This window comes from Paenibacillus sp. LPE1-1-1.1 (assembly GCF_040676435.1).
Lineage (GTDB): Bacteria > Bacillota > Bacilli > Paenibacillales > Paenibacillaceae > Pristimantibacillus.
Genome location: NZ_JBEGHY010000012.1, coordinates 456,746 through 470,346, shown reverse-complemented (window position 1 = coordinate 470,346; position 13,601 = coordinate 456,746). Strand labels below are relative to the sequence as shown.

Sequence of the window (13,601 nt, the reverse complement as noted above, 5' to 3'; positions counted from 1 at the left end):
ATACCGTCTTCTGCTCTTTCTAATGGAATAAGTTAATTACTTTTAATAAGTTACTTTATTAAAATAAATAAGTGTGATACGATAAATCCACGCCTGATCAAGCGCATGACGGCTAAATATAAGCATGATACTCGGTATGCTTTTATAGTACGGAATCTCGATTGGGTTTTTTCCAGTATTTTGTACATCCTATAACCATAGGAGTTTATTTGGAGGCTTACAGCTTGCGAAGCAGGGATGCTTCACACCTATATAGAGGAGGAGTTACCATGTCTGCAATTTTAGATCCGCATATCTCGCTCGGCGAGGTGAAGCTTAAGGTTAGCCAATTGGAGAAATCGATTCTATTTTACGAGGAAACGGTCGGATTAAAGGTGCTTCGGCTTGATGAGGCAAAGCGCCAGGTTTCATTTACGGCTGACGGAGAACAAACGCTGCTTGTGCTGGAGGAAGTGCGGGGTGCCGACGTGCCGCAGAGACGCTCCAACGCGGGACTTTACCATTTTGCCATCCTGCTTCCGGATCGTCCTTCTTTATCGCTTGCTTTGCGCAATCTGATTCGCAGCGGCATTCATATCGGGCAAGCGGACCATCTCGTCAGCGAGGCGCTTTATATTGCCGATCCGGATAATAACGGCATCGAGATTTATAGGGACCGTCCGCGCGACCAGTGGAAGAAGGATGCAGGCGGCAACTACGTGATGGCATCCGATCCGCTGGATTGGGAGAGCTTGCTCGCAGAGAGCGAAGGACAAGAATGGAGCGGCCTGCCGACAGGTACGGTCATTGGGCATATCCATCTTCATGTTGGCGATCTGCGTACATCGAGAGCCTTCTACGAGGGCAAGCTTGGCTTTGACGTGGTTGGGGACTATGCGCAGATGTCTGCCGTATTTGTCTCGGCCGGCGGCTACCACCATCATATCGGAATGAACATTTGGGCAGGCGTCGGTGCTGTTTTGCCGCCGGCGAATACAGTGGGCTTGTCTTATTATACCATCGCGTTCCCGAATGCCGCTTCACGCGAAGTTTGGCTGGAGCAGCTGCGCAGCGAAGGCGTAGAAGCCGCGTCGCAAGGCAATGCATTCGTGGTTCACGATCCTTCGGGCATTGCTATCCACGCGACCGTCAAAAACGGTTAATGCAGCATAGCTCCCTGTCCGTAAATGGTTCGGTATATTTTGGGCGAAACCCCCTCGGATGAACGAAACACACGTATAAAATAACTCGCCTGCGCGTACCCGCACCGCGCCGCGACCTCTGTCACGGATAATGCCGTTGTCGCCAGCAGCAGCTTCGCCGCATCGATGCGGCATTCCGTGACATAATGGTTCGGCGTTTTTCCCATGACCTGCTGAAATAATCTTAGAAAATGAAAATGGCTGTAGCCGGCCAGCGCCGCCATCCGCTCCAGACTCCATGACTCCGCGCATTTGTGCCGTATCTGATCGGCCGCTACCCGTATCGCATTTTGCTTCTCCAAAGCGGAAGAGCCTTCCAGCCGTTCGGAATGCTGCACGAGCTCCACTAGAATTTCATATAGCAAGGCCGATAATCGCGGCTCATTGCCGGTCTCGAAAGGGCTGCAAAGCCCATACATTTCCTCCGTCAGCTCCTTGAACCTCTCACGGTTGGAAAACGTAAACAGCCAGCCTCCGGTTTCATCCGCCTCTCTGAGCATCGGGAGCGGAATTTGCGTTTCAAAGTGAATCCACCGCACATCCCAAGGCTCCTCCTCGCTCGAGCCGTACTGCTGAAAAGCATGCTTCGGAAACAAAAACCCGTCGCCTGCCCGCAGCTGCAGCCGCTCGCCGCCGCTTCCGTTGATCAAATAGCCGCTTCCCTCAAAAATAAGATGCAAGTTATAATGCTTCAGCTGACCCAGCTCTCTCCGCTCCGCATGCTGCGGGAACGCATTATATCGGCCGAACATATCGGGGTAGCATACATACTGGGGAAAAGCCGGGCTTGGCACGATATAGTGCTCTCGCATCGCTGCATCCCTCCTTATTGAAGTTCGCAATATTGTATCATGGATCGCATTATATTGTCATTTACGGTTACTATGATTGATTTTAAAATGAATAAAGAGAGTAAGTATTCGCAATATATTCGCATGATCTATATCCCGTCCCCAAGGAGGAACAGTTAATGAAGACGATTGATGCGTTAAAAGAATTTCGTCTAGGCACCTGTTATTACCCGGAGCATTGGCCAGAATCGCTATGGGAGGATGATTTCCGCCGCATGCGCGAGCTTGGTTTCTCGATCATTCGCGTGGCTGAATTTGCATGGTCGATTTTTGAGCCGGAGGAAGGCGTGTTTTCGTTCGAAAAGTTTGACCGTGCGCTTGACCTCGCTCATAAGCATGGGCTTAAGGTTATCGTCGGCACGCCGACGGCAACACCGCCGGCATGGCTTACCCATAAATATCCCGAGGTGCTGAATGTCTCGCAGGATGGCGTAACGCTTCACCACGGCCTGCGCCGCCATTACAACTACAGCAGCCAAAAATACCGCGAGCTGTCCGCGATTATCACGCGTCAAATGGCCGAGCACTATAAAAATCATCCCGCGGTGATCGGCTGGCAGATTGATAATGAATTCAATTGCGAAATCAGCGAGTTTTACGCGCCTGCCGATCATGACGCCTTCCGCGTATGGCTGCAGGAGAAATACGGCACGCTGGACAAGCTGAATGAGGCATGGGGCACCGTTTTCTGGAGCCAAACCTATACGGATTGGGAGCAGGTATTTCTGCCTCGTCCAACACCCGCCAAGAAGCAGCCTAATCCGCATCAGGCGCTTGATGAAAAACGGTTTATTTCCGATAACACGATTTCATACGCGAAGGTGCAGAGCGATATTTTGCGCGAGGTTGCGCCCGATCACTGGGTAACGACAAACGGCTTATTCGGCCACTTGGACAGCCACCGGATGAACGATGAGCTGCTTGATTTCTTCAGCTACGATTCTTATCCGCAATTCTCTACGATTTATTATGATAAAAACGAAGAAAATCCGCTTGCTGACCGGGGCTGGAGCCAGACGCTCGGCGCGGTTCGCTCCATCTCGCCGAACTTCGCCATCATGGAGCAGCAATCGGGTCCGGGCGGCTGGGTGAACCGAATGGATATGCCGTCTCCCAAGCCGGGACAAATGCGGCTCTGGACGTACCAATCCATAGCCCACGGCGCTAACATGGTGCTATATTTCCGTTGGCGGACGGCCACGTTCGGCAATGAAATCTATTGGCATGGCATCAATGATTACCACAATAGACCGAACCGCCGCGTTCGGGAGGCCGGACAAATCGGGGCCGAGCTTGCGCAAGCAGGCAATCGGATCGCGAATACGCGCTTCAAGGCTGAGATCGCGCTGCTGCGCGACTATGATAACGAGTGGGACGGCGAATATGATGTATGGCATGGCCCGTTCTCATGGCAAAGCGGCAAGTCATGGTTTAAAGCGCTCAACCATCGGCATATTCCAAGCGATACGCTGTATGTTCGCAGCGGCACAACCATCGAGGATTTGAAGCGCTACAAGGTGCTCGTCTACCCGCATCCTGCCATTATGCGCGATGAAACGGCGGCACTGCTGGAGCAATATACACGTGAAGGCGGCATTATTATTTTCGGCTGCCGGACCGGCTATAAAGATGAGCACGGACACTGCTACATGCGTCCTTTCCCTGGAGCGGCTGCGGGATTATGCGGCATTTCCGTAGAGGAGTTTACGATGGTCAAGGGCACGCGTGCCGCGACCTCGATGAAATGGAGCGGCGGAGATGAAGCGCTGACAGGCGCGGATTCCTTCAATGATATTCTTTATGTGGAGAACGATTCGGTCGAGGTGGTCGCCCATTATGCTTCCGACTACTATGCCGGCAAGCCTGCGGTAACGAAAAATGCGTTTGGCGAAGGTCAGGCATGGTACTTCGGCGCCGTATTTAACGAAGCTTCGGCAGGACAAATCATTGACCGGCTTGGCCTTGCTTCCCCGGCAGCCGGCTGGCTGACGCTTCCGCAGAGCGTTGAGCTGACGATTCGCGAGGACGAGGACGGACCGCTCTACTTCCTGCTCAACTACAGCGAGCAGCCTGCTGCGATAACGCTTAGCGAACAAAAAAATGATCTGCTTACTGGCAACAACCTTAGCGGCAGCGTAACGCTCGAAGGCTACGGCGTTGTTGTTTTAAGTTAATGCCATACTGCGCAGCCAAGCTCGTATTGAGCTTTGGCTGTTTTTTTCTGCAGCTTTAAGTCATTTTAGCCGCCTTCGCGGATTCCCGGCTGCCGCTTAATTTAAATACCAGAATGCCGCAGGCGATAGCCAGCACGCCGATCAGCTTGGTGAACGTGAAAGGAACCTTTTCTAAGCCCAGCCAGCCAAATGAATCCCACAATAAAGCCAATCCGAGCTGCGAGGTCAAAGCGATCGAGACAGCGTACGTCGGACCAAGCAGCCTCATTCCTTGCACCAAGCTCATGACTATGCCCACGCCAATCACGCCGCTGAACCAATACCAGGGCTGCATGTGTTGAAAATTAAACATCTGTTTGCCTTCAAAAATGAGGCCTAAAGTCAGCGAAGCCGCGAATCCCAGGCTCAGCACCAACGTTGTGGTTGCCCAAGCTCCCGCTCGTTCATTCACCTTGCTGTTAAAAATATTTTGCAGACTGACCAGCGAGCCTGCCGTAAACGCCAATAATAATCCCAAAACCATACTCATTTCCCCCTATTTGCCGATAGGTTGATTGGCCATCGCGCTTAAGCCTTCTTTATCCTTCACCAGGATAAACGTTTTATTGCGCTCGATCAGACCCTCTGCGCAAAACTTCCGGATCACCCGATTCAAATGTCTGTAGCTGGTTCCGATTAAGTTCGCTGCATCCGTTAAGTGGGAGGTGCTGATTTGCCCTCTAAATAAGGCGTCCGTTTCGTCAAAAGAGACGGACAGCAAATAACTCGCTAATCTTACTTCTACCGGATACATCAAATTAAAGCTCATAAAATTGGATTTGATGAAAAATTTTTGCGTGATGATTTTCAATAAAAATTGCAGCAGCGGAGAATAATCGCTTCCGTATTTTCTCAGCCAGCGCTGATGGATCCCAATCATATAAACGGGCGAGACGGCCACGACCGTGTTGATCGTGTCGATTTCCTGTATATATTCGATGTCGCCGATCACCTCAAGCGGCGTCTTGAAGGAAATAACGAGCGTTTTACCTTCTGCCGAGGTGTTATAGATTTTTATCTTTCCTTTGACAAGCACGTACAAATACTGCGCAGGTTCACCTTGGGCGCATACGGGCTCGCCCGGCTCAAAGCTGTACAGCGACAAATAGGGCCTTAACGGCTCATGGAATACGTCTTCGATTCGATGGGCATGCAAAAAATCATTTAATTGCGCATGATCGTGGATTTCTTTCATCCGTCGGCTTCACCTCTGTCAAAATTTTAAGATCACCACACCGGCCATCATCATCCCCAAACCGATGAATTGCGGCAGTCTCATCTTCTGCTTGGCCACGCCGAACCAGCCGTTTCCATCGATCAAAAAAGTTAGGCACAGCTGGGCAATCAGCACGGCGGCTATCGTAAAGGTTACGCCAATTTGATGTATCGCCGTCACATTGCTGAAAATAATGACCGCTGCATAGGCGCCTCCGGTGAGATAAAGCGGCTTCACCTGCTTAAATTCTCGCCAATTTCCATCACGGATAAGCAGCAGGATAAGCAGCGCCGTTATAAATCCGGTCAATTGGGTAATCATCGCGGCTTGCCAAGTTCCGATATCCTGGCTGATCCGGGAATTGGCTGCTCCTTGCAGCGTAATTAAAGCTCCGCCTATGAAAGCAAATAAGCTCCCTTTCATTTTTTCTCTCCTTTAGCAAGACTTATACCTTATTAAAGGATAGAATCAAGTGCTTCGGAAAGGACATATGTCCTCGCGTAACCAAAACTTACGGAATCACTTATTTTTTCTCTCGAACCGCCTGTAAAAGTGCCTGCATGAGGTTGAGCAGCATTGATGCGATATTTCCATCCTTTATGCTGCCGTCGCTTCCGAGCTTCGTGCCTATGAACGGAACAGCCAGCGAAGCTTCATCCGGAATGTCCGCACTCATCATTTTGAGCGTCATCATCAGCGATGCCAACGCTTCTTTGCCGCCGTCTGGATGCGGAGAAGCGCTTATGGCCGCCGTTGGCATGCCCATGAACTCGCCCGAAGACACGATCCAGTCCAGCGCGTTTTTGAGCGATCCCGGAACGCCGCGGGCATATTCCGGCGTACAGATCATGACCGCATCCGCAGCGCGCAGCTGTTCCCTCCATTCTTCTACAGCCTTATTCCGTTCAGACTCGTCACCGTCTAAGTCAGGACTGAAATGCGGTAAATTCGCCAGCCCGTCATATTGGCGAAACTCCACATGCGATGGCGCCATTCCCTCAATAACCGAGAGCAGGCGCGAATTGGATGACTGCTTGCGCAGGCTTCCGGATATTGCAAGTACGACCAACCTTTTATGATCCATTCCGATCACCGGCTTTCTGTATAATATCTGCACTATAAACCATGACACTAGTGTCATGGTCAATTGTTTCATCCTAAACGGAGAAAGGCCGCCGATTATAGGCAGCCTTCTTCGTATGATTTCGTGTCATTAAACCTGGCAGATTCAAAAACAACCGGTGGCGCGCCGCTTTTCATTCGCACCGTAAAGTACGCGGGACCGAGCGGGGAAGGCTGAACTTCCTCGCCGGTTATGCTGCAGGCCCCTGCCCAATCCGGCAGCTTGACGATTGTGTCGGTATCCCTGTCCGCCGTTAGCTCCGCTCTGAACGAGCCCGATTCCCGATTCCAAGATAGCGCCACTTTGCCCGTGTGAAACCTCCAATCGGCCAGACGTCCCCGATTCCAACGCCCCGGAAGCGCCGGCAGCAAGGTAATGAGATGGTCCGATACCTGAAGCAGCAGCTCCTGCACGGCGTTCACCCACCCCATATTGGCGTCCAACTGCACGGGAGCCGCAGGCATTTGCATCGATACTCCCATTCCCCGCCAATCATTATGGAGCGTGAACAGATTTGGCAGCAGACTCGATCTTGTGAGGATATCCAGACAATTCAAGGAACTGTCTCCATCTCCAAAACGGGCATAAATAGCTGCCATGTGAGCCAGCGACCAGCCGCTTTGGGCACCGATCTCGCGCCGCTGCACCGCCGTTTCAAACGCGCTGAACAAGCTCGGGTCGCTCTCTTTCGTCACCTCCTGCCCGGGGAAAACCGGATACAGATGAGATAGATGGCGGTGTGCGTATCGATCTTCGAAAGCAGGATGAATCCATTCACTGACCGCGCCGTCCTTATTCAGCCGATACGCCGGCAAATGCGTCAGCATACGGCTCCATTCCTTCTCCGCCTCCGGATCGCCGCCCACCTTCCTGTTCGCTTCTATTAGGTGCTGCAGCAGCTCTTTTAGAATGGCAACATCCATCGTCGCATTGATCGCCGTAGGCATCGGATGCGCAAGCGGTTTGCCATCCGCCGGCATGAAATTGAGCGGTGTGTTCTCCGGCGATACGGAGGGATAAATTTTGTGAAATCCATCCGCATCCATAACCAGGAAGTCCTCGTAAAACCGCAGCGCCTCAAGCATGAACGGCAGCGCCGTCTCGCGCAGAAATTGAAGATTACCGGTAAAACGGAAATGTTCAAAATAGTGGCAGGCCAGCCAACCAGCCGCCCCGGTCCAATTTAGAATGACTGGTACAATCTGATTAGGAACACCGATGCCCGGCGTGGAGCCTGCTGGGATATAGATGCCGCGGCAGCCGTACAGCCTGCGTGCATTTTCACGAAAGTCATCCATCAATCCCTCATAATAACGGAATAAGGAAGGGACGAGCTCGCCCAGACCGCCAACATGGGCATGCCAGTACATCATCTGGATATTCTCGTTTGCCATATTGTGGCTCCATACCAGCCTGTAATCGCCTCCCCACAGCCCATACAAGCCGAAAGGCTCGGCCTCTTCCGCAGACGCGGTACCGCTCAAGAACAAATAACGGCCGTATGCCCACATCTTACGTACAAGCGCTGGCGGTGCCTCCCCCTCATACGCCTCCAACAGCAGCCGTTCATTAGAGCGCAAATCATCGTCTGCGTCAGCAAGCTCCAGTGAGGCTGAACGGTACAGCGGTTGATGAAGGGCGAGATGGCGCTCAAGCAGTATTTCGTAGGAGGAATCGACCACAAGCCCGGCCAATTCCTTCTTCAGCCGCTCCCAGTCCGTGGAGCGCTCGCCCAGGACAAACAGCTTCACCAGCACCAGCAGACGCCTCGCTCCCTCGAACCGGATCATGCTTCCCTCCGCTTCGATGCTGCCGCCCTCCGGAATGACCCGCATAACTGCCCCGAAATCCGTTCCATCGTCATTCGTTCCGGCAAACCAGGCATAAGCATCGCCCGCTCCGGTTTCGATCGTTTGCTCGAGTTCCTTGAATTCCGGCGTATCTGCCCAGCGGTCGCTCGGGTGAAGAACAAGACCGATCTCGCCCGATACACGGGCATCCCCGTCCCCTCCAAGCTCATAGACAACCGCATCATCGGCCCGCGAAACGAATAGCCGCCGATAATACCGGCTCTGTGCGTCCGTCCAGCCTACCGTTACTTCTCCGCTGTCCATCGCCAGCGTCCTGCTGTACCCGCGAAAGGCACTGACGCAGGGCATGACAAGCCGGACCGCGGCCAGCGGGAATCTCGAAGCGAGCTTCGTCCCGTATCCGCGGTCCTTTAAAGCATTCGCGAGCTGCCAGCTGGCCTCGGCATATCGCTCGGCATCCATCAGCCTGCGGGTCGTTGCAAGCGTGCCGCTCACATCCGGCAGCTCATCCTTGCTCCCCCAATGCCATAGACGGGCATGATTGAGCAGCACCGTCTCCTCCTGTACGCCGCCGAATACGGATGCGCCAATGACGCCGTTGCCCGAGGGTAGCGCTTCGCGCCACATATTTCGCCACCAAGACGCGGGATAATTCATCAAAAGCTTATCGGCGCTTCGGTTGTCTTTTTGCTGCCGCATCCGTATCCTTCCTCCTTCGGTCGATCTCCGGCTTACCATCCTTTATATAGTGTCCGAATCCGTCTGCCCGCGAAGCCGCTCCAGCTCGACGCTCGCCAGCAGCAGCGGGGCGACGCCCATCAGCACATCGCTGACGACCTTCTCGCTCATATAATATTCATAGGAGCCGTCGCGATATTTGCGTCCGCCCAAGCCGGCCCCGTTACAAATGCTATGGAGATGAACCCCATGTTCATCCTCGGTTACGAAGCGCTCAAGAATACCGTCATATGCGCGCTCCACTGCCTGCCTGTCAATCTCAGCCAAATAGCCGAGCCGAATGCCCTTAGCCAAGGCATACGTCAACATGCACGAGCCCGACGACTCCAAATAGTTTCCTTGGCGGCCGTTGCAATCCAGCAGCTGGTACCATACGCCGCTCTCCTGATCCTGTACGCGCAGCAAGGCATTCGCCATCCGCTCGAAAATGCCCATCAGCTGTCCGCGTTTTGGATGATGAACGGGAAAATGCTCAAGCGAGTCTACGAGCGCCATGGCGTACCACCCCATTGCTCGCCCCCACACATACCGGGAGCGGCCCGTGCTGCCATCGCACCAGCGCTGCTCCCTGCTCTCGTCCCAAGCATGATGCAGCAATCCCGTTTGCGGGTTGCGCGTACGCCGTTCGATCAACAGCAGCTGATGCGCCGCTTCATCGAACCAACCGCTCTCGCCAAAGGTCTTGGCAAATTCGGCCATGAACGGAGAAGACATGTACAGTCCATCCAGCCACATTTGGAAGGGATATATTTTTTTATGCCAATATCCGCCTTCTTCCGTACGGGGCTGCCCGATCAATTGGGTAATAAGAAGCCGGGCCGCCTGCTCATACTTAGAATCGCCGCTCTCTCTCCATAGTCTCAGCAGGTTTTTCCCTTCGTTAATATGGTCGAGATTATATTCCTCCAGCTTATAGCCGCGAATAGAGCCGTCCTCTTGGATGAAGACGTCCATATGCCGCTTCACCGTTGCTTGGTATTCGGGCTCTTCCGTCCAATCGCCGAGCCGGCCGATCGCCGTCAGCGCCATGCCAGCCACATAGCCCCACTTACCCGCGATATTCGGGTGATAGCCGTCTTGGCTTTGGGACAGGATCGTTCTGGCGACCCGAACGGAAATACGTTCGGCACTAACAATTTCAGTTGCGGTGTTCATTAACCTTCCCCTCCTTCGGTTACGTTGCCATCAACGGCAAAGAACTAAATTCTTCTGGAATCTCGACTAAATACAAATTGCCGTATCCATTCTTATCGCTTGTGAAGATCAGCCTTTTTCCGTCCGCATTAAAACGCGGGTGGGCATGCACCTTCTGCGAATGAAAGCTGCATCGCAGCTCGCACAGCATACGCGGACCCTCGTACACACCGTCGATCTTGCGCCATAGGCTCAGCGTCTTGACCGCTCCCTTGCCATCCACGATCGCCTGCCCCAATCCGTCCGCGTATCCATGCCAAGTGTCGAAGCCGAACTCCGTCTCTTCCATGCCCGTATTGTCATAACGAATATTGCCGAAAAAGTTGGTGCCATCCGCACGGAACCCATGATAGCCGACCGTTACGCCATCGGGATAAAAAAACTCATGCCCAACCTTCTCGCCGTCCTCCAGCCGCTCCCTGATTTTCCAGGCCTGGCCGGTGCGCAGGTCCAGCCCCCAAATCCGATGGTCAACCAGATGCCATGGGCCTTCGTGGCAGAAGGTCATCAGCCAAGGCTCCTTCGGGGATGTATTGATATGGGTAATGAACCGGTTCGCTTCATATACCTTCTCTCCGCCGCCGGCCTGCGCATCAATTCGTACGATCATGCTGTGGGGCGCGGCCTCCATCAGCTCCCGATGGCCGACATAGCCGTTGCCTAGATCGAGCCGGATGCGATGCGACAGATCCTCTTGCACGCAGGTCATCACGAACCGGCCGTCGGCTGTCGCGTTCGCATTGCCTAGATGATAGCCCTCCGGCGCTTCGTAGATCAGCTTCTCTTCAAGCGATTCCAAATCCAGTCGAATAAGGCTGCGTTCAATCTTGACGAACGCCGCGCTTCCGTCAGGCAGCAGGCAAGCATCCAATCGATCGACATCCTTGTAATCCGTCAACTGGGTGATCAAACCGCTCTTCACATGCAGGCTGTACAGGTTCGCGCAATTCCCCCTGTCCGAGACGAACAACAGCCGTTGTTCGCCGTCATACCAACCGTTTTCCGTAAAATATAAATGATAGCTATGCGCCTTATAATTGGTTAATTGCGTGACTTCAAGGCCTGTGAGCCGATCAATCTCCGTCTTCCGTTCCGAGGGCCACACCGTTCCTTTTGCAGACATGCTCTCGCCTCCTGAATTTTGAGAACTTTACAAACCTCTATAACCAAGGCTTCAGCCCTTCCCATTTCACGGACCAGCTTCCATCCTGCGGGAAGCCAGGATTATGATCAACCGAATTAGCGGCTGATTCTCCCGCTTCGTTATCCTTCCAGCCAGCAGCCATCATGGCAACCGCTGCCAGCAGCCCGCCGTTACCCGGCAAATAAGCGGATAAGCCAGGGCGCTGATAATTATGCCCGTTGGTTAGGTACGTATTTTTGGCAGCATCCATCAAAAGGAAATCCACCGCGAGATCCGGTTCCCCGAGTCTAGCCGCCGTCATGGCACACATCGGGAAATCCCAGCCCCATGCCGATTCCCAGATCCACACTTCCTTCACCTTCAGCAGTGTATCCAGCATGACCTTGCGGTCGATCAGCGTGCCCGGCAAAATGCCGAGCGCCCCCAGCATGGACGGATGATCGCGATTTTTAGTCTGAAATGTTTCCGGGCACAGCTCATGGGCGAGATATACGCCCTCCGCCTGCGGAGGCTCGGCTAACGAACCGGCAACCTCTGCCCAAAGCGGGTTCACGGGCTGCTGCATGCGTTCCGCCCAGCGAATCGCAATTTCCAAGCCGTATTTCCAGTATTCCAGCTCGTATGGCGGATTTTTGCTGTCCTGCATCGAATGGCATTCCTGCGCAGGAATAAGGGGCGGGCCCAGATCATAAACTCGCTTCTCGTCATTCCAATGCGCAAAGGAAACCATGAAATCCGCCGCTTCGAACACGATGCTGCTGAACCGCTCCAGTGTAGCGCTCGTCGGATCCGCCTGATAGCACAGCTCGGCTAGCGTCATCGGATGCGGCTGCTGCCAGATTAACCCGTTCGCGACCGGGGATGGGCAAGGCTTGCCGTCGAAGCCAACCATTTTGGGCCAACGCGCCCCTTCATAACCTTGAGACTCCGCCAATTCGCGCGCCACCGGTAAGATTCGCTCATACCAATCCATGCTGTTCAGCAAATAATTCTCTCTGCCCCACAATGGAAAATGAGCCGCATGCCACCAATGCATCTCCAGATGCGACTTGCCGAACCAGCTATTGTACATCAGGCCGGTTTCTTGCGGTGGCAGCGAGCCGCCGCTGTGCAGCGCGAGCAAGAACTGCGACAATACGACGCGTCTCTCCAGCTCATAGGCTCTTGGATCCGCGCTTCCGGAGAAATCAATCGCCGCTCCGCTCATCCAGAACGACTCCCAGTGACGCGCGCTTGCGGCATTGATAGCGTCAACCTCTGCCGTCTGCGGCGATTCTTGCGCGAATCCTATAGAAAATTCCAGCGATTCTCCGGCCCGGTCCGGAATCAGCGTGAATTCGTGCACGCCGGTCCGCTCGAGGCTCCCGGCGCTCCAAGACCAGTTGACCTCATAGCGGTCCTCGTCCATGCTTCTTGCGATAATTGCCCCTTTATCGCCCGACTCGCCCAGCTCCGTAAGATGCCTGCCGTCATTGCCCAGATCCGGGAAAACGGCCTTGGCCCATGTGGTCGAGACCATATCCGGCGCAGGAAAACGAATGAACACCTGCAGCCTTCCTTGTTTAATTAGCGGCGAAACGACATTAACCCCGATCGCGTCAATCGTCGGATGGCAGGCTGTCGTGACATGAACCGGCACACCGCACACGGCGAATTCACTTGTCAAAATGCCGGACCATAGATTCATTTTCTGGCTGATTTCCGTTATATCCGCGGCTTGCACTTCTTCACCCGATTCAGTTAAGAATCGAAAAGAAATGCGGCCAAGCTGAAGGCGGTGCGGGTTCTGGCGCAGCCAGTGGTAAGCTTCTGGCTTGTCGCCCGGCTTCATCGCATACCCGACCTCCCTGCCGTGCGTATCGTAGGGTTGGTACGCGGCATCGCGTTCATTGAACCGCCCCGGACCGCCCGTAAAATGCCATCCCCAATTGGACTGCGTGCCCAGCGGCACCTCATATTGATTCGGAAAAGTCTGCAAGCCGGTAATGTCGGCGCTGAAGGCAAATTCGCCATTGCCTACGGAGAACGGGGACACGGGGTCCCATTTATTCAGCTCCGGTTGATGGCGTTCCACGATCTGTCGTCTGTCCATTGGCTCCTCCTGTCTGTTAGAACCCGATGGCCGCCCAA

At 53.8% G+C, this 13,601-nt stretch carries 11 protein-coding genes; 2 read left to right on the top strand and 9 right to left on the bottom strand.

The genetic code is table 11. The features are described from left to right. Nucleotides 1-269: 269 nt before the first annotated feature. A complete protein-coding gene (locus MRBLPE1_RS12710) occupies nucleotides 270-1,142 on the top strand; it encodes a VOC family protein (protein WP_364145778.1) in 873 nt (290 codons plus the stop codon). Here the strand turns inward: MRBLPE1_RS12710 and MRBLPE1_RS12705 are convergent. Continuing rightward, the gene (locus MRBLPE1_RS12705; protein ID WP_364145776.1) at nucleotides 1,139-1,993 is read right to left on the bottom strand and encodes a helix-turn-helix transcriptional regulator; all 855 of its coding nucleotides are present in this window, start codon (nucleotides 1,991-1,993) and stop codon (nucleotides 1,139-1,141) included. The genes MRBLPE1_RS12710 and MRBLPE1_RS12705 overlap by 4 nt on opposite strands. A gap of 158 nt (nucleotides 1,994-2,151) precedes the next feature. On the opposite strand from MRBLPE1_RS12705, the gene MRBLPE1_RS12700 reads away from it, so the two are divergent. After that, nucleotides 2,152-4,206 carry a beta-galactosidase gene (locus MRBLPE1_RS12700; RefSeq protein WP_364145775.1) on the top strand — a complete coding sequence of 685 codons (2,055 nt, stop codon included), beginning with the start codon at nucleotides 2,152-2,154 and terminating at the stop codon, nucleotides 4,204-4,206. 55 nt (nucleotides 4,207-4,261) lie between these two features. Here the strand turns inward: MRBLPE1_RS12700 and MRBLPE1_RS12695 are convergent, their stop codons facing one another. From MRBLPE1_RS12695 to MRBLPE1_RS12660, 8 genes are all read right to left on the bottom strand, one after another. Further along, a complete protein-coding gene (locus tag MRBLPE1_RS12695; protein ID WP_364145773.1) occupies nucleotides 4,262-4,729 on the bottom strand; it encodes a DMT family transporter in 468 nt (155 codons plus the stop codon). A 12-nt stretch (nucleotides 4,730-4,741) separates the two neighbouring features. Continuing rightward, nucleotides 4,742-5,440: a Crp/Fnr family transcriptional regulator gene (locus MRBLPE1_RS12690; protein WP_364145772.1), complete on the bottom strand. Its 699-nt coding sequence runs from the start codon at nucleotides 5,438-5,440 to the stop codon at nucleotides 4,742-4,744. Between the two features lie 18 nt (nucleotides 5,441-5,458). After that, nucleotides 5,459-5,884 (bottom strand): DMT family transporter, encoded by a 426-nt coding sequence (locus tag MRBLPE1_RS12685; protein WP_364145770.1) that lies wholly within the window; start codon nucleotides 5,882-5,884, stop codon nucleotides 5,459-5,461. Nucleotides 5,885-5,984: 100 nt separating this feature from the next. After that, nucleotides 5,985-6,545, bottom strand: coding sequence for an NADPH-dependent FMN reductase (locus MRBLPE1_RS12680; RefSeq protein WP_364145768.1), 561 nt, complete (start codon nucleotides 6,543-6,545; stop codon nucleotides 5,985-5,987). A 95-nt stretch (nucleotides 6,546-6,640) separates the two neighbouring features. Next, entirely contained in the window at nucleotides 6,641-9,094 is a 2,454-nt protein-coding gene (locus MRBLPE1_RS12675; RefSeq protein WP_364145766.1) for a glycosyl hydrolase family 95 catalytic domain-containing protein, read from the bottom strand. A 42-nt stretch (nucleotides 9,095-9,136) separates the two neighbouring features. Further along, nucleotides 9,137-10,288 carry a glycoside hydrolase family 88/105 protein gene (locus MRBLPE1_RS12670; RefSeq protein WP_364145764.1) on the bottom strand — a complete coding sequence of 384 codons (1,152 nt, stop codon included), beginning with the start codon at nucleotides 10,286-10,288 and terminating at the stop codon, nucleotides 9,137-9,139. Nucleotides 10,289-10,307: 19 nt separating this feature from the next. Beyond that, nucleotides 10,308-11,450 (bottom strand): oligogalacturonate lyase family protein, encoded by a 1,143-nt coding sequence (locus MRBLPE1_RS12665; RefSeq protein WP_364145762.1) that lies wholly within the window; start codon nucleotides 11,448-11,450, stop codon nucleotides 10,308-10,310. Nucleotides 11,451-11,487: 37 nt separating this feature from the next. Next, nucleotides 11,488-13,563 carry a glycoside hydrolase family 65 gene (locus tag MRBLPE1_RS12660; protein ID WP_364145760.1) on the bottom strand — a complete coding sequence of 692 codons (2,076 nt, stop codon included), beginning with the start codon at nucleotides 13,561-13,563 and terminating at the stop codon, nucleotides 11,488-11,490. Nucleotides 13,564-13,601 lie beyond the last annotated feature (38 nt).